Origin of the sequence: Cryobacterium sp. TMT1-19 (genome assembly GCF_004403055.1) — a bacterium.
GTDB classification, from domain to species: Bacteria; Actinomycetota; Actinomycetes; order Actinomycetales; family Microbacteriaceae; genus Cryobacterium; species Cryobacterium sandaracinum.
Window position 1 is genome coordinate 99,486 of sequence record NZ_SOHB01000033.1, and the last position, 20,867, is coordinate 120,352.

The window sequence follows — 20,867 nt, forward strand, 5'->3', positions numbered from 1 at the left end:
GCGTCAGGCGGGGTAGCGGCCGCGCTTGGCCTGTGGTTTCGGCAGGCGAAGCACACGCAGTTGCAGTGCACGCATCGCTGCGTACCAGCGCACACGCTCGGCTTTCTCAGCGCCGAACTTGGCATTGAGCTTGCGCGTGACGATAAAGCCCAGGATGACGGAGTCGACAACGGCGACGATGACGAAGGCCCACAGGCCCAGGATTCCGTACGTCTGCACGGCCGCGTCGGGAAATACGCTGAGCAGGATGACCAGAAACATCACCGGAATCATGAATTCGCCCACGTTGAAGCGGGCGTCGACAAAGTCGCGCACGAAGCGCTTCTGCACACCGCGGTCGCGCACGGGGAGGAACTTCTCATCTCCGGCAGCCATACCCACCCGGGCACGCTCGCGAGCCTCGGCGGCCTTGCCTCTGGCCTGCTTGGCCGCGAGCTTGCGGTCATCTGGAACAAGCGGGCGCCGATTCAGAGCCTCTTGCTGCTTGCGGCTGGGCGTCGCCTGCCCTTTGCCGACAGGGTGGGTGGCCGCGAGGCGAGACCTGGTCTCGTCCGGGGTCTCCATGGATGGTTGTGCGTCTGGGTTCACAGGCTTAGCCACATCAGTTCCTTGCAATTGGTTGCCTTAAGATTACCTGATGACCGATATTCGAGAAACAGCGCCCCCGGCAATCTCACCGGCCGCCCCGGCTCTTCGTGCGGCAGTCGAACGCGGCCTTCCCACGACCATTGCCGACCTGTGCTCCCTGGTGCGGATTCCCTCCGTCTCCTGGGATGCCTTCGACGCACTTCAGGTGACCACCAGCGCGGATGCCGTAGCGGTCCTGGTCCGCGACCTCGGGGTGTTCGAATCGGTCGAGATCAAGCGGGCCGGGATCCCGGGCGGTGCCGAACTCGGCCATCCGGCCGTTTTGGCCACGCGCGCGGCACGCAACGGGCGCCCGACGGTTCTGCTCTATGCGCACCACGATGTGCAACCTCCCGGCCAGGATGCGGACTGGGACTCCAACCCGTTCGAACCGACCGTGCGTGGCGACCGCCTCTACGGACGCGGTGCGGCGGACGACAAGGCGGGAGTCATGGCCCACATCGCGTCGATCCGAGCTCTCGTGGAAGCAGAAGGACCCGATTTCGACCTCGGCCTGGCGCTCTTCATCGAAGGCGAGGAAGAGTTCGGCAGCCGGTCCTTCGCCACCTTCCTGGAGGAGAACCGGGAGTCCCTGCGCGCGGACGCCATCGTCGTCGCAGATTCGAACAACTGGGACATCAACACCCCCGCACTGACCACGGCGCTGCGCGGCAATGTCACGTTCCGACTGACGGTACGCACCCTTGACCACGCGTCGCACTCGGGCATGTTCGGGGGAGCGGTTCCCGACGCGATGATGGCCGTCGTTCGTCTGCTCGACAGCCTGTACGCCGACGACGGCGCCGTCGCCGTCCGCGGGCTGACGAGCATCGATGTTCCGACTCCGGACTACTCGGTGGAGCAGCTCCGCCTGGAAACCGGGCTCACCGACGGCGTCGGCCCGATCGGTCACGGCTCGGTGCTCAGCCGGATCTGGTCCCAGCCGGCCATCACAATCACCGGGATCGACGCGCCGTCCGTGGCCAACGCGTCGAACACGCTCACCCCGGCCGTCACCGTTCGCCTAAGCACCCGGATCGCTCCCGGTCAGTCGGCGGACGAGGCGTTCCGTGCGCTCGAGGCGCATCTGCACGCCAAGGCTCCATTCGGCGCCCGGATCGACATCGATGACGTCGACACGGGGGAGGCCTTCCTGGTCGACACGGGCGGCTGGGCCGTCGCTGAGACGCGGAGCGCCATGGCCGAAGCCTGGGGCGAAAGCCCGGTGGACATCGGCGTCGGCGGGTCCATCCCCTTCATCGCCGACCTGGTGCGGGTGTTTCCGGATGCTCAGATCTTGGTCACCGGGGTCGAGGACCCGGATTCCAGGGCGCACAGCCCCAACGAATCTCTGCATCTCGGAGTGTTCAAGCGGGCCATCCTCAGTGAGGCCTTCCTACTCGGCCGTCTGAATCAGCGCACCGGGAGCTGACCCGACCGAGAGCGCAGAAATCCGGGAATGCAGATGGTGTATTCCCGGTTGTGGTCGGTACAATCTTCGTGGCCACCAGCGGACATTCAGCCGCCGCGAAAGACCGTGTGAAAACGACTCGAACACTGAGGAGCACCATGACCGACACAGTCGCCGCCAGCACAGCCGCCCATGGCGTGGGCCTGAGCGCCACCGCCGCTGACAAGGTACGCAGCCTGCTCGCCCAGGAAGGCCGCGAGGACCTCCGCCTGCGCGTTGCCGTTCAACCCGGCGGCTGCTCCGGCCTCATCTACCAGCTCTATTTCGACGAGAGGCTACTCGACGGTGACGCTCTCGTCGACTTCGATGGGGTCGAGATCGTCGTTGACAAAATGAGTGTCCCCTACCTGGACGGGGCATCCATCGACTTCGAGGACACCATCCAAAAGCAGGGGTTCACGATCGACAATCCGAACGCCGGCGGAAGTTGCGCATGTGGAGATTCCTTCAGCTGACCCACCGGCGCCAGACAAAGCGCGACGGGCTCGTATCGTCGCAAATACTATGACTGGCGGCGAATTCGTTATCTCGGAGGCCGGTTCTTGCACAACGGAACGTGCCACCCGCAGTAGGCTGGGAGTCTATAGAAGCACTTCCAGTTAAGTGTCGTCGAGTCTCACCGAAAGGTTACTGGTGCGCAAAAACCATCGTCTCCGATGGGCTGCAATTCCGATCGCAGCGTCGTTGGCCCTCGTTCTCGCAGGTTGCTCGCAAGCCCAGCTTCATGGTTACCTCCCCGGCTTCATCGAGGGTGAGCCGGCGGTAACCAACCAGACGGAGCGCATTTCCGGGCTGTGGACCACATCATGGATCGTTCTGATGATTGTGGGGCTCATCACCTGGGGGCTCATCATCTGGGCCGTCGTTGTCTACCGCCGCCGCAAGGGTCAGACCGGCCTTCCGGTGCAGCTTCGTTACAACATGCCGATCGAGATTTTCTACACGGTCGTTCCCCTTATTCTCGTGGTCGGCTTCTTCGCCTTCACCGCGCGGGACCAGGCAGAGATCGAGGCTCGTTTCGATGAGCCGGAGGTCAAAATCCAGGTCATCGGCAAGCAGTGGGCTTGGGACTTCAACTACGTCAACGAAGACGTCTACAGTGCCGGCATCCAGGGCCAGCCCGACGTCGACGGCCCCGCCGGTTCGCTGGTTCAGTCTGAGATTCCCACGCTCGTCCTGCCGGTCGGCCAGAAGGTTGAACTGGCGCTCGACGCCCGCGACGTCATCCACTCATTCTGGGTCGTTGACTTCCTGTACAAAAAAGACATGATCCCCGGCAAGACCAACTACATGTCGATCATCCCGGAGCGCATCGGCACCTATGACGGAAAGTGTGCCGAACTGTGCGGCGAGAATCACTCGCTGATGCTCTTCAAGGTCGAGGTCGTGTCCGAGGCAGACTACGAGTCGTACATCGACTCCCTGCGTGCTGCAGGCAACGACGGCCAGCTCGGCCTCGATTATGCACGCAACCAAAATCTGCCGGGAACGACAGCACCAACCGAGCAGGAGGGCAACTAGTCCATGACTACTACTACCACTACGGCACCTTCCGCGCCGGCAGCCCCCACTGCCCCGCGTCGGCCCACCGGTGTCGAGCGCAAGGGCAACGTCATCGTCCGGTGGATCACCTCCACTGACCACAAAGTCATCGGGTACATGTACCTGATCACGTCGTTCGTCTACTTCTGTCTTGCCGGTGTCATGGCACTGGTTATCCGCGCACAGCTTTTCGCCCCCGGCCTCGAGGTCGTCCAGACGAAGGAGCAGTACAACCAGCTATTCACCATGCACGGCACGATCATGCTGCTGATGTTCGCTACGCCGTTGTTCTTCGGGTTCGCCAACTCCCTCATGCCGCTGCAGATCGGCGCCCCCGACGTGGCCTTCCCCCGGTTGAACGCCTTTTCCTTCTGGGCCTTCTTCTTCGGCAGTCTCGTCGCCGTCGGTGGATTCCTCACTCCGCAGGGTGCCGCATCCTTCGGCTGGTTCGCCTATCAGCCTCTGGCCAGTACGACGTTCTCCCCAGGCGTCGGTGGCAACCTGTGGATGGTCGGGCTTGGACTGAGCGGCTTCGGCACCATTCTCGGCGCCGTGAACTTCATCACCACGGTAATCACGATGCGCGCCCCCGGAATGACCATGTTCCGGATGCCGATCTTCACGTGGAACACCATGGTCACGTCGATCCTCATCCTGATGGCCTTCCCCGTTCTCGCCGCAGCCCTTCTGGCCGCCGCGTCCGACCGCATTTTCCTCTCGCACATCTACGATCCGGCCAACGGTGGAGCCATCCTGTGGCAGCACCTGTTCTGGTTCTTCGGTCACCCTGAGGTGTACATCATCGCGCTGCCGTTCTTCGGCATCGTTTCGGAAGTCTTCCCGGTCTTCAGCCGCAAGCCGATCTTTGGATACAAGACCCTCATCTACGCGACCATCTCCATTGCGGCACTGTCCGTGGCGGTCTGGGCGCACCACATGTACGTCACCGGCTCTGTCCTGCTGCCGTTCTTCTCCCTGATGACCATGCTGATCGCCGTTCCGACCGGGGTGAAGATCTTCAACTGGATCGGCACCATGTGGCGTGGCTCGCTGACCTTCGAAACGCCCATGCTGTGGGCCCTTGGCTTCCTGGTCACCTTCACCTTCGGTGGCCTCACCGGCGTCATCCTGGCCTCGCCGCCGCTCGACTTCCACGTCTCGGACACCTACTTCGTCGTCGCGCACTTCCACTACGTCATCTTTGGAACCGTGGTTTTCGCGATGTTCAGTGGGTTCTACTTCTGGTGGCCGAAGTGGACTGGCAAGATGCTCAATGAGAGCCTCGGCAAGTGGCACTTCTGGTTCCTCTTCATCGGTTTCCACACAACCTTCCTGGTGCAGCACTGGCTGGGCGTCGTCGGCATGCCGCGTCGGTACGCGTCGTACCTGCCCGAAGACGGCTTCACCTGGATGAACCAGTTGTCTACGGTCGGCTCGGTCATTCTCGCGATCTCGATGATCCCGTTCTTCCTGAACGTCTATATCACCGCCCGTAAGGCACCGCAGGTCACCGTGAACGACCCGTGGGGCCACGGCGGCTCGCTCGAGTGGGCTACCTCCTGCCCGCCGCCGCGCCACAACTTCACCTCCATCCCGCGCATCCGGTCCGAGCGCCCCGCGTTTGACCTGAACCACCCGGAGGCGCCCATGACAGTCGGAATCGGGCCGGCGAAGGACGCCCCGGATGCCCCCACGTACGACGTAGCGTCGAAAAGGACGAAGTAAATGAGAGCCAACGTCAATCTCCTTCTGGTTCTGAGCGGGTTCTTCGTGGTGGTCACGACGGCCTATGTGGTCTGGGGTCTTCTTGACCCTAACCAGAACAAGATCGAGTGGGCGGGGACGTTCACACTCGGCCTGTGCGCGATCTTCTTCAGCTTCGTCGCGTTCTACCTGAGCCGTGTGCACAGTGCTCAGGGTGGCGAGCTTCCCGAAGATCGTCTTGACGCGAATATCGACGACGGCGACCCTGAGGTTGGTTTCTACAGCCCGTGGAGCTGGTGGCCCATCCTCTTGGCTGCCAGTGCTGCTCTGCTCTTCATGGGGCTGGCTGTCGGCGTGTGGATCTCGATCATCGCGTTGGGCATCGGGGTCATCTGCCTCGTCGGCTGGGTATACGAGTACTATCGGGGCAACTTCGCTCGCTGATCTGAATTGAGACACGTGCTTCTGGCACGTACGGCGGCGTCCAGGACACAGGTTCTGGACGCCGCCTATGTTTATGCACCGCGCATCGCCTCGGAATGACACGGCCGGGCAAGTTCACAGTTCCACACAGCCTGATCCGCAGTTCCCGCTTGCATGGCCTCGAACGAATTCGACGGGGATTCTCGGGTATTCGCGTCTTCCCGGCCCGTCGGGGTACGATTCTGCCAGAATCTCCGTCGAATTCGTTCAGGTCGTAAGGTGCTTCGCGTGGTTGCCGGGCTTCAGATCGTGATGCGACGGTAGAAGAGTAACTCGAAGGACGCCGTGACGGTCTGCACGCCACTCAGATGGTCCGTCAGCGCGTCGACATCCGTGTGGTGGGCGGACGGACCCATCCCGATTAGAGCGGATGCCTGGGCGAGGTTGAGGCGCAGCGAATACGACAACTCGTTCCGTGTTTCCAGTTCGAAGGCGGGGGACAGCGCCTCGGACAGGTGCTCGCCTTTGTTCGCGGGCACGTCCAACGCCAGACCGGACGCCCAGAGCTCCTGCAGGTGGGACGCCTGCGGCACGACGACGACGAGCAGGCCGTCTTCGCGCAGGACCCGGTGGAATTCGGACGGGTTCCGGGGAGCGAAGACGTTCAGCATTACATCTGCTGACGCATCCCGCACCGGCAGCGGGGACCAGACATCCGCCACGAGCCCGTCGACGTTGTCTCGGCCGCTCACTGTGCGCCTGATCGCCACGGGGGAAAGGTCCATGCCCAGGGCGCGCGCATCTGGACAGAGCGCGAAAACTCCCTGCAAGTAGTATCCGGTTCCACAGCCGATGTCCATGACCCGGGAGGGGTTCTCAGCCGCCACCCGCTCAGCAAGGCGGCTGCGCAGCGGCTCGTACCAGCCGGTCTCGAGGAAAAGTGCTCTCGCGTCTACCATCGCGACGCTGTCGCCGATCAGCCGGCGCGCACCGCCTGCAAGTGACACGTATCCGCGCTTGTTCACGTCGAAGGAGTGACCGGCCCCGCAGCGTAGCGTCAGCGGCCCGGCGGGGGAAAGCGGAAGAAAACAGTTTGGGCACCGAAGCCACTCCGACAGGGTCTGGAGGGACATCGATGCCCGTTCTGTGTTCGCGGCCGGAGCCTAGTGGTGGTGGTCGTGCGCCCGTTCGAGTTCAGTGGTCGATACCGGTTCGATCCGGTCCTCGAAGAACCAGCGGGACAGTCCGGCACGAGCCTTTTGGCCCACCGTGATTTTGCCCTTGGCGTTCGGGCGGATCATGAGCGGCTTGTAGTCGTTGTAGCTGACCAGCTTCCAGCGCTCGTATTCATCAACGGGCTGGTGAACCTCGATGTACTCGCCACCGGGTAGACGCACGATACGCCCGGACTCGTAACCGTGCAGAACGATCTCACGGTCCTTTTTCTGCAAAGCCAGGCAGATACGTTTCGTCACGAAGAAGGCGATGAAGGGCCCCACAATCACCAGGAACTGCATGGTGTGGATCACGCCTTCCATCGTCACCTTGAAGTGCGTTGCGATGATGTCCGAGGAGGCCGTGGCCCACAGCGCCGCGTAGAACGTGACTCCGGCGGCACCGATGGCGGTGCGTGTCGGGGCGTTCCGGGGACGGTCGAGGATGTGGTGCTCACGCTTGTCTCCGGTGACCCACCCCTCGATGAACGGGTAGATAAGCACGACCAGGATGAACAGGCCCAGCGACACCAACGGGATCAGGATGTTGAAGGACCAGGTGCGATCCAGCCAGACCATCTCGAGTCCCGGCGGGATCAGGCGCAGGGCGCCGTCAGCGAAACCGATGTACCAGTCCGGCTGTGTTCCGGCCGAAACGGGGGAGGGATCGTAGGGACCGTAGTTCCAGATGGGGTTGATCGTAAACAGCGACGCCATCAGCATCACGATGCCGAAGACGATGAAGAAGAAGCCACCGGCCTTGGCCGCATACACGGGAAAAACCGGGTAGCCGACTACATTCTGGTTGGTGCGTCCGGCACCGGGGTACTGCGTGTGCTTGTGTACGACGACGAAGAGCAGGTGCATCGCGATCAAAGCCACGATAATGGCCGGCAGCAGCAGAATGTGGAGGGAGTACAGGCGTCCGACGATCGCCTCGCCCGGGAACTCTCCGCCGAAGAGGAGGAACGAAATCCAGGTTCCGACCAGCGGGATGCCCTTGACCATTCCGTCGATGATGCGCAAGCCGTTTCCGGAGAGCAGATCGTCGGGGAGGGAGTAGCCGGTGAATCCTTCGGCCATGGCCAGGATGAACAGAACGAACCCGATGACCCAGTTGAGCTCGCGCGGCTTGCGGAACGCACCGGTGAAGTAGATGCGGAGCATGTGCAAGCCGATTGCAGCCACGAAGAGCAGTGCTGCCCAGTGGTGGACCTGGCGCATGAGGAGCCCGCCACGAATATCAAAGGAGATGTCCAGGGAGGATGCCATCGCGGCAGACATCTCCACACCCTTGAGTGGCATGTACGAACCGTCGTACTCCACCGGCGTCATCGAAGCGCTGAAGAAGAACGTGAGGAACGAACCGGACAACAGGATGATGACGAAGCTGTAGAGGGCAACCTCACCGAGCAGGAAAGACCAGTGGTCGGGGAAGATCTTGCGACCCAGTTCCTTAACCGCGGTCGAAATGCTGGTGCGTTCGTCGATGTAGTTCGCGGCGGCCCCGGTGAGGCCACCGGACTTCTTTGTTTCGACCAGGTCAGTAGTCGTAGTTGCAGTGCTCAATTCCGCTCCCAGAAGCTCGGTCCGACGGGTTCAGTGAAATCACTTTGTGCAATGAGATACCCCTCGGAGTCTACCGTGATGGGCAGCTGCGGCAACGGGCGCTTGGCCGGTCCGAAGATGACTTCGCACTGGTTCGTCACATCGAACTGCGACTGGTGACAGGGACACAGGAGCGTGTGGGTCTGCTGTTCATAAAGCGCGACCGGGCATCCGACGTGCGTGCAGATTTTTGAGTAGGCAACAATGCCGTCGTACGACCAGTCCTTCTTGTCGGCGGGCTCATTGATATCTTCCGGCTTCAGCCTCATCAGGAGAACTGCGGCCTTGGCCTTCTCTTCGAGTTTGCCGTGGCCGAGGTCCTGCAGTCCTTCGGGAATCACGTGGAAGGCCGAGCCGAGGGTGACGTCGGAGGCCTTGATCGGTGTGCCCGTGGGGTCGATCGCGAGCCTGGTGCCCTTCTTCCACATGGTGTGTTCGAGAGCTGCAGCCGGATTGGTGTCCTGCGGGCCCAAGCCGCGGAATAACACGACGGCCGGCAGCGGAAAGGCGATCAAGGCACCGATGAGGCTGTTTCGGATGAGCGTACGGCGACCGATGCCCGATTCAACATTGGCCTCGTGAAAGATCTCGACCGCGCGTTCGCGGGTCTCGTCGGACCCCCGCACCGGGTGGCGCTCGTCGACGCCTTCGTGGTCGAACATGAGGGCCTTGCCCCAGTGCACGGCGCCGATGCCGATTGCCAGCAGGGCGAGAGTGAGGCCGAGACCAATGAAGAGATTGTTCAGACGAACCGAATCCGGTTCCTCAGGGATGATCGGGAAGACCATATACGCCACGATTGCGAACACACTGCCCACGATCGACAGGTAGAAGAGCGTGTAGACGGTTCGCTCGGCGCGACGCTCCGCGCTGGGGTTGAGGTCGGTGACGCGCAGTCGGTGCGGGGGGAGACCCGGATTGGCCACGGCATCCCGTACGACGACGGCGGTGCCTGCGGGAGCCCCCTCATGCCCGACGCTCGACGAGTCAGCAGCGGTCAAGTCCTTCCCGCTGTTATCGTCCTTGGCCATTGTTCTCCTTCATCGGAATTCTCATAAAACAGTTTGTGTCAGACCTGGTCGGTGATCAGTTCGACTTGGCGGTGATCCACACCGTCAGGGCAACGATGGACCCAAGACCGAAGATCCAGAGGAAAAGACCTTCCGAGACCGGTCCGAGGGCGCCCAGAGCGAATCCACCGGGGGACGGGTTGTTGTCCAGATACTTGAGGTACGTGATGATGTCCCGCTTGCTCTCCGGGGAAATGTTCATGTCGTTGAACACGGGCATGTTCTGCGGGCCGGTGACCATGGCCTCGTAGATGTGCTTCTCCGTAACCCCGGCCAGGGCAGGCGCATACTTGCCCTGAGTGAGGGCACCACCGGCGCCGGCGACGTTGTGGCACATCGCGCAGTTGATGCGGAACAACTCGGCGCCCTTGGCGGCATCGCCGTCGGCGTCGAGGAGAGACGGATCCGGAAGTGCCGGACCCGGCGCGAGGGACGCCACGTAAGCGGCGAGGGACACGATCTGCTCGTCTGTGAACTGGACGGCCTTCTTCTCAGCCTGCGGTCCGTTCAACTGCATCGGCATGCGTCCGGTGCCCACCTGGAAGTCGACCGATGCAGCGCCGACGCCGATCAGGCTGGGGCCAGCATTGGTGCCCGCTGCTTTCAATCCGTGACAGGTGGCGCAGTTGGCCGCGAAGAGTTTCTGCCCTTCGCCGACGGTCTGCTGCGACGCAGCGTTCGTCTCCGCACTGGCACTGCTCGTGCTGAAAGCCGCGTATGCGCCTCCGGTGAAGAGGAGTCCGATCGCGATGAGGGCGACGCTGGCAAGTGGGCTGCGACGGCCCGCTTTGCGACCGTCGGACTGCTTCGGTGTGCTAATCGTGGTCATACGTGGTGTCCACTCCGACTTTCTATTTAAGAACGTAAATGACGAGGAACAGCCCGATCCAGACAACGTCGACGAAGTGCCAGTAGTACGACACGACGATGGCGCTCGTTGCTTCCTTGTGACCGAAGTTCTTGACCGCGAAGGCGCGCCCGATGACGAGCAGGAACGCGATCAGGCCGGCAGTCACGTGAATACCGTGGAAACCGGTGGTGAGGTAAAATGCGGATCCGTACGCGTTGCTGGTAAGCGAGACGCCCTCGGAAACGAGAGTCGCGTACTCGAAGACCTGACCGGACACGAATATGGCCCCGAGGGCGTAGGTGAGGAAGAACCACTCGACCATGCCCCACTGGCTCGGTTTCCATCCGGTCGAACGTGATTGCAGGCGTTCTGCCGCAAACACTCCGAACTGGCAGGTCACCGAAGAGGACACGAGGATCAGCGTGTTCACAAGGGCGAATCCGAAGCCGTGCTTCTCCGTCTCGAATAACCACAATTCAGGCGACGTCGACCGCAGCGTGAAGTAGATGGCGAAGAGCCCGGCGAAGAACATGACTTCGCTGCCCAACCAGACGATAGTGCCAACAGCCACGCTGTTGGGCCGGTTAACAACGGGCGCATTGACCGTGTAAGTAATTGATGGACTCGTCACTCTTCCATTATGGCCGATTTGCGTATCGGTTATTGTCATCGGGGCGGACCTGTCGCTCAATTACCGGAATGACTACCTGATTGGAACAAACGCGCCCCGGGAAGCGAATTCGGGACAGATCGTCGATCTCGCTAAAATCTATCCATGCTTGAAATTCAGTCCTGGCCAAACGTCCTCAGTGCTCTGCTTTCGGGGGAGGACCTCAGCGTCTCCGATGCCGCGTGGAGCATGGAGCAGGTCATGCTGGGGGAGGCAACTCCGGCGCAGCTGGCCGGCTTCCTCGTAGCTCTGCGCGCCAAGGGCGAAACCGTGGACGAAATCGTCGGGTTTCGGGATGCGATCCTCGACCATGCCGTACCGCTGGCGGTGAACCCGATGGCCCTGGACATCGTCGGCACTGGTGGGGATCGGTTCGGCACCGTCAACATCTCGACGATGGCCTCCATCGTCTGCGCCGGGGTCGGCGTTCCCGTGATCAAACACGGGAATCGAGCCTCAAGCTCGGCATCCGGTTCGTCGGACGTGCTTGCTGCCCTCGGCATTGACCTGACGCTGTCTGCCGACAAGGTTGCTGCCATTCTGGATACGGCCGGGATCACCTTCGCCTTCGCTGCCGCTTTTCACCCGGGGTTCCGTCATGCAGCGCTTGCGCGCAAGGAGCTCGGCATCCCAACAGTGTTCAACTACCTCGGCCCGTTGTGCAATCCGGCCCGTCCCGAGGCGTCAGCAGTGGGAGTCGCAAACCTGGACCGAGTTCCGCTCATCGTGGGTGTATTCCAGACACGCGGGGCGACGGCCCTGGTCTTCCGCGGTGACGATGGTCTCGATGAGCTGACCACGACGGGCCACAGCCATGTCTGGGAGGTGTCGCGGGGCCTCGTGACGGAGCACGACATCGATCCGCGTGACCTGGGAATCCGACGGGCCTCGATCAATGAGCTCGTTGGCGGGGACGCTGAGCACAATGCGGCCGTCGTTCATGCAGTGCTGGCCGGTGAGGTCGGTGCGGTGCGTGACATCGTCCTGCTGAACGCGGCCGCCGGCCTGGTCGCGTTTGACCTTGCAAACGATCCCGCGCAGTCTCAAGTCAATATTATCGAGCGCTTTCGCACTAAAATGATTGTGGCCGCGGAGGCAGTCGACTCCGGTGCGGCCACGGCCAAGCTCGCTGAGTGGGTCGCGGCCAGTCGGGTGTGACACGGCTGGCCCAGACAAAACGAGACGAGCTAGACGACGTCTTCGTCAACCCAGCCGAACGTCTTGGTAACGGCCGTCTTTCAGTTGCGCATCTGTCGGTTCGGCTCTTCTTCGCCCATTTGCGGGGTCCACCGGCTGTCCTCCTGCCAGTTGGCCCGCAGTTCGTCAAGGTCACCCCAGAACCCGACCGCCAGTCCGGCGGCGTACGCGGCGCCGAGAGCCGTGGTTTCGGCCACGACCGGTCGCACCACTAGCACGCCGATGATGTCGGCCTGGAACTGTATCAGCGTGTTGTTGCCGATCATGCGCCCGTCAACCTTCAGCTCGGTCAATGGAACACCCGAGTCGGCGTTGACCGCGTCCAGGACCTTCCGGGTCTGAAACGCGGTCGCCTCGAGGGCGGCGCGGGAGATGTGGCCCTTGTCCACGAATCGGGTCAGGCCGACGAGGGCATCACGGGCGTCCGAGCGCCAGTACGGCGCGAAGAGTCCGGAGAAGGCGGGCACGAAGTAGGCGCCGCCATTGTCATCGACCGTTTTGGCAAGCGTCTCGATTTCCTCGGGGGTACTGATCATTCCCAGATTGTCTCGCAGCCTCTGCACGAGGGAGCCGGTGACCGCGATGGAGCCCTCCAGCGCATAGTGGGGTTCGGCGTCGCCGAGCTTGTAGCCGAGCGTGGTGAGCAAACCGTTCTTGGAGTGGATGATATCGGTGCCCGTGTTGAAGATCAGGAAGTTACCGGTGCCGTTGGTATTCTTCGCCACACCTTGGTCGAAGGCCGGCAATGGCCGCTCGCGATGCCGTAGACCTCGGACGAGGAACGAATCTCGGGCAGCATCGACTTGGGTACCCCGAAGGCGGCGAGGATGTCGTCGTCCCATTGCAGAGTCTCGAGATCCATGAACATGGTGCGGCTGGCGTTGGTCACGTCCGTCGCCTGCACGCCGCCTTCGAGACCGCCGGTCAGGTTCCACAGCACCCAGGAGTCCGTCGTGCCGAACATCAGATCGCCGGCTTCGGCCTTGAGCGCGCGTCGTGCACGTTCTCGAGAATCCAGACGATCTTCGTTCCGGAGAAGTACGTCGCCCGGGGGGAGCCCCGCCTGGGCCTTGAACCGTTCGACTCCGCCGTCGGTGGCGAGACGGTCCACGATGGGCTGGGTGCGGGTATCTCACCAGACAATCGCGTTGTGGACGGGCAGCTCGGTGCGGCGGTCCGAGACCACTGCGGTCTTATGCTGGTTGGTGATTCCCACGGCCTCGATGTCATACCGAGTCAGGTTCAACTTGGACAAAGCCTGGCCGATCACTTCACGGGTGTTGTCCCAAATTTCCATCGGGTCGTGCTCGACCCAGCCGGCCCGGGGGAAGATCTGCTCGTGCTCGAGCTGACCGATCGCGATCACCGAGCCTGCTTTGTCGAAGATGATCGCTCGGGAACTCGTGGTTCCCTGGTTGATTGCGATGACGTACTCGGCCTTGAAATACCTCCTTGGATTGCGAGAATCGGTGCTTGACGCGGCGCACGCCGCTGCGTGAAGCCACACAGTGCGGGCCGATTCAATGACTGAACCAGCCCGCGGGAAGGATTACGTGAGGACGGGCAATAGGAACAGGGAAGCCCATCCGGCGAGCATGCCGCCAATGACCGGACCCACGACAGGAACCCAGGAATATGCCCAATCAGACGTTCCCTTGCCCTTGATCGGCAGGACGAAGTGCGCGATGCGGGGCCCCAGGTCACGAGCCGGGTTGATGGCGTATCCGGTCGGCCCACCGAGCGAGGTGCCGATGACGATAACAAGCAGCGCGACGGGCAGTGCGCCGAGCGCGGCCAGTCCGCCACTCTCGCCCTGGCGCCCGCCACCGAAAGCCAGAACGACGAAGACAAGCACGAATGTGCCGATGATCTCGGTTGTCAGGTTCCAGCCGTAGGAGCGGATGGCCGGACCGGTCGAGAAGACGCCGAGTTTGTTGGCGGAGTTGGGCTCAGCGTCGAAGTGCTGTTTGTAGGCCAGCCAGCAAAAGACGGCTCCGACGAAGGCGCCGAGGAACTGACCCGCGATGTAGGTGAGGACAGACAGGAAGTTCACGGGAACGCCCGAACCGAACTCCGTTGCACCCGATGTCACCAGGCCGAGGGTGACTGCCGGGTTGAGGTGTGCGCCAGAATTGTAGGCGACGATGACGCCGGCGAAGACCGCGAAACCCCACCCGATGGTGACCATGAGGAATCCGCCGCCAAGGCCCTTGTTCTTGGCCAGCGCGACGTTGGCGACCACACCGGTTCCGAGGAGGACGAGTATCCCCGTGCCCAGCACTTCCGATAAGAATACGACTCCAATATTGTCCACGTTGACCTTTCTTGGTGAGGCTGGAGATGCCGGAGCAACCCTGAGCGGTGAGCGATCGGCGTTACCATAGCGCGGCGATTAACGCAGCGGAATGGGCCGGTGGACGCGTAATTCACCGCCCCTTACCGGCAGCGAGGGCAGCGCGTAGGTTGAGCCTGGAGTGCACAGCGCTCCACAACAGCCCGTCGACGGGCCGTCCAACCACCTCGATCGAAGGAAGAGACATGAAGAAACTCGTCAATGATCCCAAGAACGTCGTCGCTGAGGCCGTGGCCGGGTTCGGCGCGGCCCACGCCGATATCGTCCGGATTTCGACGGAACCGATCTACATCGTGCGCACGGAAGCTCCCGTTGCCGGGAAAGTGGGTCTGGTCAGCGGAGGAGGAAGCGGACACGAGCCACTTCACGGTGGGTTCGTCGGGTTCGGGATGCTGGACGCAGCCGTACCAGGGGCCGTTTTCACCTCACCGACACCCGACCCGATCCTCGCCGCGACGAAGGCGGTCGATGGGGGAGCGGGGGTGCTCCACATCGTCAAGAACTACACCGGGGACGTCTTGAATTTCGAGACCGCCGCCGACCTCGCCGCCGCGGACGGAATCGAGGTCCGCTCGGTGATCGTCAACGACGACGTCGCCGTGAAGGACTCGCTGTACACGGCCGGGCGACGTGGTGTGGCCGGAACGGTCCTGGTCGAGAAGATCGCTGGAGCGTCGGCTGAGCGCGGAGACGCCCTGGAGACCGTCGCCGCGATCGCAGAGAGGGTCATCTCCGGTGTGCGTTCGATGGGTGTGGCGCTGACGCCGTGCGTTGTTCCCCACGCCGGGGAAGGCAGCTTCACGCTCGCCGACGATGAGATCGAGATCGGGATCGGCATCCACGGCGAGCCGGGGCGCGCGCGCATCAAGCTGGAGCCGGCCGACGCCATCGTCGACCGGCTCCTCGGCCCTATCCTTGAGGACATCCCGTTCGTAGCCGGGGACAAGGTGCTTCTCTTCGTCAACGGAATGGGCGGCACACCGCAAATCGAGCTGTACATCGTGTTTCGACGGGCCGCCGAGGTGTTGGCCGAACAGGGGATCGAAGTATCCAGGACACTCGTCGGGAACTACACGACGTCTCTCGAGATGCAGGGAACATCCATCACCGTGCTGAAACTCGATGCCGAATTGACTGCCCTGTGGGATGCGCCGGTCCAGACGGCAGCGCTACGGTGGGGACGATAGGCCGGTAGAAGGAGATCCAATGAATTTAGACGGCACGTGGGCGAAAGCCTGGATCAGGACCAGTGCGGCGGTAATGAATGAGCACCGTGTGGAATTGATTGATCTGGACCGTGAAATCGGCGATGGTGATCATGGCGAAAACATGGACCGCGGTTTCCAGGCGGTGCTGTTGAAACTCGATGACCTTGCGTCCGAGGCGAACCCCGGGGACGTCTTCAAACTCGTCGCAACCACGTTGATCTCAACCGTGGGCGGTGCGGCGGGTCCACTGTACGGAACAGCGTTCCTCAAGGCGGCCGTGGCCATCTCCGGCTCGGCTGACCTTGACGGGGCCGCTCTAGTCGCACTCCTGGCGGCCGCGCGAGACGGCATCGTCCTGCGCGGCAAGGCGGAGTCCGGAGACAAGACCATGGTCGATGCCTGGACTCCGGCGGTCGACGCCGCCGAAGCAGCCCGTGCCGACGGTGCGAACGACCTGGCGATTTTGATGGCGGCGGCAGCTGCTGCCGAGGCAGGGGCAGAGGCGACGGAACCCTGGGTTGCGCGCAAGGGACGGGCTAGCTACCTCGGCGAACGGGCCATCGGTCACCGCGACCCGGGAGCGCAGTCTTCGGCCCTGCTGTTGCGAGCAGCTGCCGACACCGCAGCGACCGCTTGAAATGACCGCCACAGAGGGGCTTGTCGGCCTCGTTTTCATCTCCCACAGCTCGAAGATCGCCGACGGTCTCCTCGATCTGGCAACCCAGATGGCACCCCAAACGAGGATGGTCCCGGCCGGTGGGACAGACGACGGGGGTATCGGCACGAGCTTCACGAAGGTGGTCAGCGGCATTGCACAGGCTGACGCCGGCGCCGGCGTCGTGCTCCTCTGCGACCTGGGCTCCGCGATCCTGACGGCCGAAACCGCGTTGGATTTCCTCGGAGACGCGGCGCGTGCCCGAGTACGAATCGTGGATGCGCCTCTGGTCGAGGGTGGTGTGGCTGCGGCCGTCGCCGCTGAGATTGGGGGAGACATCGAGTCTGTCGTGCGGGCCGCGCAATCCGCAGCCGGGGCCGTCTCCGCACCTGGGGCGGAACCAGCGCTGCCGCCGGTGATCACTCGAACCGTTACCCTGGTGAACAAGGATGGTCTGCATGCCCGACCGGCTGCTGACTTCGTGAAGCTCGCCAGTACGTTCGAGGCACGAGTCACCGTGAACGGCAGGGATGCATCCAGTCTGCTCGCCGTGATGTCACTCGGACTCATCCGCGGCATGACCGCGAAGATCTCCTCCTCGGATGAGGCCGGAGCGGCAGCCGTAGCCGCTCTGGGAGACCTTCTGGAATCGGGTTTCGGAGAAGAATAGACGCAAAGCACACACACCTGGTCGATTTTGCAACTCGGCGTAGTCTGAGCGCATGGTCAAAGACAGGAAACCGCCGGTGAGCAGTCCTACTCGTCACTCCGACCGAGTGGACCCGCGATTCGCGGATACGGACGTGCCGACCGATCTAAAGGAATGCCCGGTCTGTGGGCAGACCATGCGTGCACATTTGATCGAGCGCGGCGCCCATGACACTATCCTTACGTGCCCCGTGCCGCATCCGGGCGCGTGGGACCGGGACGCGTTCCTGCCCGTGAACGAATTCGGGATGGTCCAGCGCCCGCACGAACCGGAGAACACCGACAAGGAAATCGACCGCCCAGAATGAGTCCGGCGGCGGCGGTTCGGCTGACTGTCGCCGAATGTCTGCACAAGGGTCCTAATCCACCGCTGGACACACTCGGGCACGATGCGGGACGTTTCGGAAGTGATCCTATGCCTCTCGTGGTCAGGCGAAAGCGTCGTCTGTGCTGACATAATGTGCATTATCGGTCAACCAGTAGAGAGGTCTGGACGTGTTGGCCGGACTCGACTACTTTGTGCGACACGGCACGTTCCCAGAATCCAAGAGGCAGCTGAAATGCCCACTACCGTTACGGCCTTCGATCTGTCGTTGGATTAGAGACCGCTCAGCACGTCAGAAATCACCGGTGTGCGCCTGGCCATCGCTGGCACCGGCCTGCTGGCCCTGGTCGTCGGCATCCTGATCCTGTCCTGGCCGGACGCCACCGTCGCCTCCCTCGGGATCCTGTGCGGCCTGTACTTCTTGATCAGCGGCATCGTTCACGTAGGCCGAGGATTATTCACACAGGGTGCGTCCGGCGGTAGCCGGGTTGTGAACATCCTGCTCGGCGTGCTGCTGATCGTCGGCGGTATCGTGGCAATCAGAAACCCTCTGGACACCCTGGCCGTGCTCGGGATGCTTATCGGGATCTCCTGGATCGTGGAAGGTGTGGCCGGATTGGTCGAGACGGCTCCGGACTCCAGCAGGTGGTTCGGTGCGGTCTTCGGCGCCATCGCCGTCGTGGCCGGCGTCGTGGTGCTCTTCTCCCCCGTCGAGTCGGTCACCATTCTGGCCACGATCGGTGGAGTGTTCCTCGTTCTGTCCGGGATCATCCAACTGGCGCAGGCCTTCACGTTCGGCCGGGGTCGGCCGGCGACACTCGATACGGCGAAGCGGCACGGAGCGGCCGCACAGCATTCGCCAGGCCGCACTGCACGTGCTGCCCGCGACGTCAGTTTCGACTGGCGGCTTCGCCGACGTAGTCCGCGATGTCCCCGACGTACCTGGTGTTGTTCTCCGGCACGGCCTCGACGGCCGCCAACGCAACCTCGGCGCCGAATTCGCTGACGTTGTACAGCCGGCCGGCGGCATCCTTACGCGCGGTCATGGTGCCCGGGCTGGCTCGCTCGAGCAGGACGGCGGTGACCGTGCCCTCGATGATGTCGCCGGAGACAACGACGAAACCGATGCCGGCCTCGGCGAACTCGGGGATGAGGGCGCGCAGTGCGTCCTCGCCGGCGCGCTTGCTCCGGGCGACCGGCTCGTATTCGGCCATGGTGGTCGTGGTCTCGACGAAGTGGGCCTGGTGGCTGGTGACGAACACCACGCGGGCACCCGGAGCCAGCAAGGGCCGTGCCGCGTGCAGCAGGTTGACCTGGGCGTCCCGGTTCAGCTGCATGGCGTAATCCTCGGCCATGCCGCTTTCCATGCCACCGGAGGCGTTCATGACGAGGATGTCGAGGCCGCCGAACTCCGCGCGGATGGTTTCGAACATGGACTCGACGGATGCAGCATCCGTCAGATCTGCGCCGACCGTGATTGCCGTGCCACCTGCGGCGCGGATCGCATCGGCGACCTTGATCGCCCGTGCCTCCTTGTTGCGGAAGTTGATCGCGACGCTGGCGCCCGCCTCGGCGAGGAGGCCGACGGTGGCCGCTCCGACACCACGGGACGACCCCGTGACCAGGGCGCGTTTGCCGGTGAGAGAGCCGGCGTCGAGGGGATTTTTGGGTGCAGTAGTCACAACGCCCAACCCTACCAACATGAGCGGCGGGGCTCAGCCTCGGCCAGTCTCGACTCCGGCCAACGAGCAGGTGATAGCTTCGACAGGGAAACGTCACGTGAGAGGCTACAAAATTGATGGCTGACCTGACCGACTATTTGTGGATCGTGTGGCTCGTCTTCATCCTCGTCTGTGTGATCATCGAGCTGCTGTCTCTCGAGTTCACCTTTCTGATGATTGCTGTCGGCAGCCTGGCCGGCCTGGGGGCGAACCTGCTGGGAGCCGTGTGGTGGCTCCAGATCGTCACGGCCGCCGTGGTATCCGTGCTTCTCATCCTGCTCATACGCCCGGTTCTCCTGCGGCTGATGAGGAAGGGTGCCGATCACACACCGAGCAATGTCGCCGCACTGCTCGGCATGACCGCACAAGTACTGTCCACCGTTCGCCCCTCTGGTGGAATGGTCAAACTGGCCAACGGCGAAACCTGGACAGCCCGCCTCTCCCCCGACACCGACACCGACACGCAATCCGCCGAACCCGGTGAGATTGTTCGCGTGACCGCGATCGAAGGCTCCACCGCCGTCGTTCTACCCTCGGAAAGGAACATCACATAGTGCTCTCCACCGGTGAATTCATTGGGCAAATCTTCATTGCCGCCCTCCTCTTGCTACTCGGGGTGTTCGTCGTCGTCGTTCTGGTCCGGGCCATCAAGATCATCCCGCAGGCCAACGCCGGCGTCGTCGAGCGTCTGGGCAAGTATCACAAGACGCTCGAGCCGGGCCTGAACATCCTGGTTCCCTTCATCGACCGGGTGCGACCCTTGCTGGACATGCGCGAACAGGTCGTTTCCTTCCCCCCGCAGCCGGTGATCACGGAGGACAATCTCGTGGTGTCCATTGACACCGTGGTCTATTTTCAGGTCACGGATGCACGTGCCGCCACCTACGAAATCGCGAATTACCTGGGCGCGGTCGAGCAGCTCACGACGACGACCCTGCGCAATGTGGTCGGTGGCCTCAACCTTGAAGAGGCGCTGACCAGCCGCGACAATATCAACGGGCAGCTGCGGATCGTGCTGGACGAGGCGACCGGCAAGTGGGGTATCCGAGTCGGACGGGTGGAGCTGAAGGCGATCGACCCGCCCCTGTCCATCCAGGATTCGATGGAGAAGCAGATGCGCGCCGAGCGTGACCGCCGCGCGGTCATCCTGACCGCCGAGGGCACGAAGCAGTCGGCGATTCTGACGGCCGAGGGAGCTCGGCAGGCAGCCATCCTGTCGGCGGAGGGTGACGCGAAGGCAGCCGTTCTGCGCGCCCAGGGTGAGGCGGAGGCCATCACCACGGTATTCAGGGCGATCCACGACGGTGACCCGGATCCGAAGCTCCTGGCCTATCAGTACCTTCTGACCCTCCCCAAGCTCGCGGAGGGCAGTGCGAACAAGTTGTGGATCGTGCCCAGCGAACTCACCGCCGCGATGAACGGCATCGGGGCGGCGTTCGGCCATGCCGTCGGCGGCTCGGCCGCCCCCGCGCCGACCGGGCAGGCCGCGCAGACCGGGCAGGCCGCGCAGACCGGGCAGGC

Annotated in this window: 22 protein-coding genes and 1 pseudogene; 13 read left to right on the forward strand and 10 right to left on the reverse strand. The window is 62.9% G+C overall.

Annotation, left to right across the window (positions count from 1 at the left end; all coding sequences use genetic code 11):
* Positions 1–3 precede the first annotated feature (3 nt).
* Positions 4–600, reverse strand: coding sequence for a DUF3043 domain-containing protein (locus E3T40_RS09125; RefSeq protein ID WP_241981726.1), 597 nt, complete (start codon positions 598–600; stop codon positions 4–6).
* A 37-nt stretch (positions 601–637) separates the two neighbouring features.
* Between E3T40_RS09125 and E3T40_RS09130 the strand changes: the two genes are divergently transcribed.
* The 5 genes from E3T40_RS09130 (at position 638) to E3T40_RS09150 (ending at position 5,788) form a co-directional block, all read left to right on the forward strand.
* Positions 638–2,059, forward strand: coding sequence for a dipeptidase (locus E3T40_RS09130; protein WP_104171122.1), 1,422 nt, complete (start codon positions 638–640; stop codon positions 2,057–2,059).
* 137 nt (positions 2,060–2,196) lie between these two features.
* Entirely contained in the window at positions 2,197–2,553 is a 357-nt protein-coding gene (locus E3T40_RS09135) for an iron-sulfur cluster assembly accessory protein (protein ID WP_104171123.1), read from the forward strand.
* Between the two features lie 178 nt (positions 2,554–2,731).
* Complete coding sequence (coxB, locus tag E3T40_RS09140; protein WP_134543182.1) at positions 2,732–3,619, forward strand: cytochrome c oxidase subunit II; 888 nt, start codon at positions 2,732–2,734, stop codon at positions 3,617–3,619.
* A 3-nt stretch (positions 3,620–3,622) separates the two neighbouring features.
* Positions 3,623–5,365: a cytochrome c oxidase subunit I gene (ctaD, locus tag E3T40_RS09145; RefSeq protein ID WP_104102025.1), complete on the forward strand. Its 1,743-nt coding sequence runs from the start codon at positions 3,623–3,625 to the stop codon at positions 5,363–5,365.
* The gene (locus E3T40_RS09150) at positions 5,366–5,788 is read left to right on the forward strand and encodes a cytochrome c oxidase subunit 4 (RefSeq protein WP_104171126.1); all 423 of its coding nucleotides are present in this window, start codon (positions 5,366–5,368) and stop codon (positions 5,786–5,788) included.
* A 281-nt stretch (positions 5,789–6,069) separates the two neighbouring features.
* Here the strand turns inward: E3T40_RS09150 and E3T40_RS09155 are convergent, their stop codons facing one another.
* From E3T40_RS09155 to E3T40_RS09175, 5 genes are read right to left on the reverse strand one after another with little or no spacing between them, the layout of a single operon-like run.
* On the reverse strand, positions 6,070–6,900 hold the full coding sequence (locus tag E3T40_RS09155) for a methyltransferase domain-containing protein (protein WP_134543183.1): 831 nt from the start codon (positions 6,898–6,900) through the stop codon (positions 6,070–6,072).
* Between the two features lie 30 nt (positions 6,901–6,930).
* On the reverse strand, positions 6,931–8,550 hold the full coding sequence (locus tag E3T40_RS09160) for a ubiquinol-cytochrome c reductase cytochrome b subunit (RefSeq protein ID WP_198411969.1): 1,620 nt from the start codon (positions 8,548–8,550) through the stop codon (positions 6,931–6,933).
* On the reverse strand, positions 8,547–9,620 hold the full coding sequence (locus tag E3T40_RS09165) for a ubiquinol-cytochrome c reductase iron-sulfur subunit (protein ID WP_104193636.1): 1,074 nt from the start codon (positions 9,618–9,620) through the stop codon (positions 8,547–8,549). Before E3T40_RS09165 ends, E3T40_RS09160 begins: the two co-directional genes overlap by 4 nt.
* A 55-nt stretch (positions 9,621–9,675) precedes the next feature.
* Positions 9,676–10,488 (reverse strand): c-type cytochrome, encoded by an 813-nt coding sequence (locus E3T40_RS09170; protein ID WP_104171129.1) that lies wholly within the window; start codon positions 10,486–10,488, stop codon positions 9,676–9,678.
* 22 nt (positions 10,489–10,510) lie between these two features.
* Positions 10,511–11,080, reverse strand: coding sequence for a heme-copper oxidase subunit III (locus E3T40_RS09175; protein ID WP_241977815.1), 570 nt, complete (start codon positions 11,078–11,080; stop codon positions 10,511–10,513).
* A gap of 204 nt (positions 11,081–11,284) precedes the next feature.
* Between E3T40_RS09175 and trpD the strand changes: the two genes are divergently transcribed.
* The gene (gene trpD, locus E3T40_RS09180; RefSeq protein ID WP_134543184.1) at positions 11,285–12,337 is read left to right on the forward strand and encodes an anthranilate phosphoribosyltransferase; all 1,053 of its coding nucleotides are present in this window, start codon (positions 11,285–11,287) and stop codon (positions 12,335–12,337) included.
* A gap of 80 nt (positions 12,338–12,417) precedes the next feature.
* Here trpD and E3T40_RS17065 read toward each other — a convergent pair whose 3' ends face one another.
* From E3T40_RS17065 to E3T40_RS09190, 3 genes and pseudogenes are all read right to left on the reverse strand, one after another.
* Positions 12,418–13,101, reverse strand: a complete 684-nt coding sequence (locus tag E3T40_RS17065; RefSeq protein ID WP_241981727.1) for an FGGY-family carbohydrate kinase — start codon at positions 13,099–13,101, stop codon at positions 12,418–12,420.
* A pseudogene (locus E3T40_RS17070) lies at positions 13,065–13,883 on the reverse strand (FGGY family carbohydrate kinase). Before E3T40_RS17070 ends, E3T40_RS17065 begins: the two are co-directional and overlap by 37 nt.
* A 42-nt stretch (positions 13,884–13,925) precedes the next feature.
* A complete protein-coding gene (locus E3T40_RS09190) occupies positions 13,926–14,690 on the reverse strand; it encodes an MIP/aquaporin family protein (protein WP_104193638.1) in 765 nt (254 codons plus the stop codon).
* 224 nt (positions 14,691–14,914) lie between these two features.
* On the opposite strand from E3T40_RS09190, the gene dhaK reads away from it, so the two are divergent.
* From dhaK to E3T40_RS09215, 5 genes are all read left to right on the forward strand, one after another.
* Positions 14,915–15,916 (forward strand): dihydroxyacetone kinase subunit DhaK, encoded by a 1,002-nt coding sequence (dhaK, locus tag E3T40_RS09195; RefSeq protein WP_134543185.1) that lies wholly within the window; start codon positions 14,915–14,917, stop codon positions 15,914–15,916.
* 19 nt (positions 15,917–15,935) lie between these two features.
* Positions 15,936–16,574 (forward strand): dihydroxyacetone kinase subunit DhaL, encoded by a 639-nt coding sequence (gene dhaL, locus E3T40_RS09200; RefSeq protein WP_104193640.1) that lies wholly within the window; start codon positions 15,936–15,938, stop codon positions 16,572–16,574.
* Position 16,575: 1 nt separating this feature from the next.
* Positions 16,576–17,262 (forward strand): dihydroxyacetone kinase phosphoryl donor subunit DhaM, encoded by a 687-nt coding sequence (gene dhaM / locus E3T40_RS09205; RefSeq protein ID WP_134543186.1) that lies wholly within the window; start codon positions 16,576–16,578, stop codon positions 17,260–17,262.
* A 133-nt stretch (positions 17,263–17,395) separates the two neighbouring features.
* Positions 17,396–17,608 (forward strand): hypothetical protein, encoded by a 213-nt coding sequence (locus tag E3T40_RS09210; protein WP_134543187.1) that lies wholly within the window; start codon positions 17,396–17,398, stop codon positions 17,606–17,608.
* A 324-nt stretch (positions 17,609–17,932) separates the two neighbouring features.
* Positions 17,933–18,631, forward strand: a complete 699-nt coding sequence (locus E3T40_RS09215) for an HdeD family acid-resistance protein (RefSeq protein WP_158251960.1) — start codon at positions 17,933–17,935, stop codon at positions 18,629–18,631.
* On the opposite strand, the gene E3T40_RS09220 is transcribed toward E3T40_RS09215, so the two are convergent.
* Positions 18,516–19,307: an SDR family oxidoreductase gene (locus E3T40_RS09220; protein WP_233193898.1), complete on the reverse strand. Its 792-nt coding sequence runs from the start codon at positions 19,305–19,307 to the stop codon at positions 18,516–18,518. The genes E3T40_RS09215 and E3T40_RS09220 overlap by 116 nt on opposite strands.
* Before the next feature lie 116 nt (positions 19,308–19,423).
* Here E3T40_RS09220 and E3T40_RS09225 point away from each other — a divergent pair, with 116 nt between their 5' ends.
* A complete protein-coding gene (locus E3T40_RS09225) occupies positions 19,424–19,900 on the forward strand; it encodes an NfeD family protein (RefSeq protein WP_174843659.1) in 477 nt (158 codons plus the stop codon).
* Between the two features lie 20 nt (positions 19,901–19,920).
* The coding region (locus E3T40_RS09230) for an SPFH domain-containing protein (protein WP_370287907.1) at positions 19,921–20,867 on the forward strand (947 nt) is incomplete at its 3' end.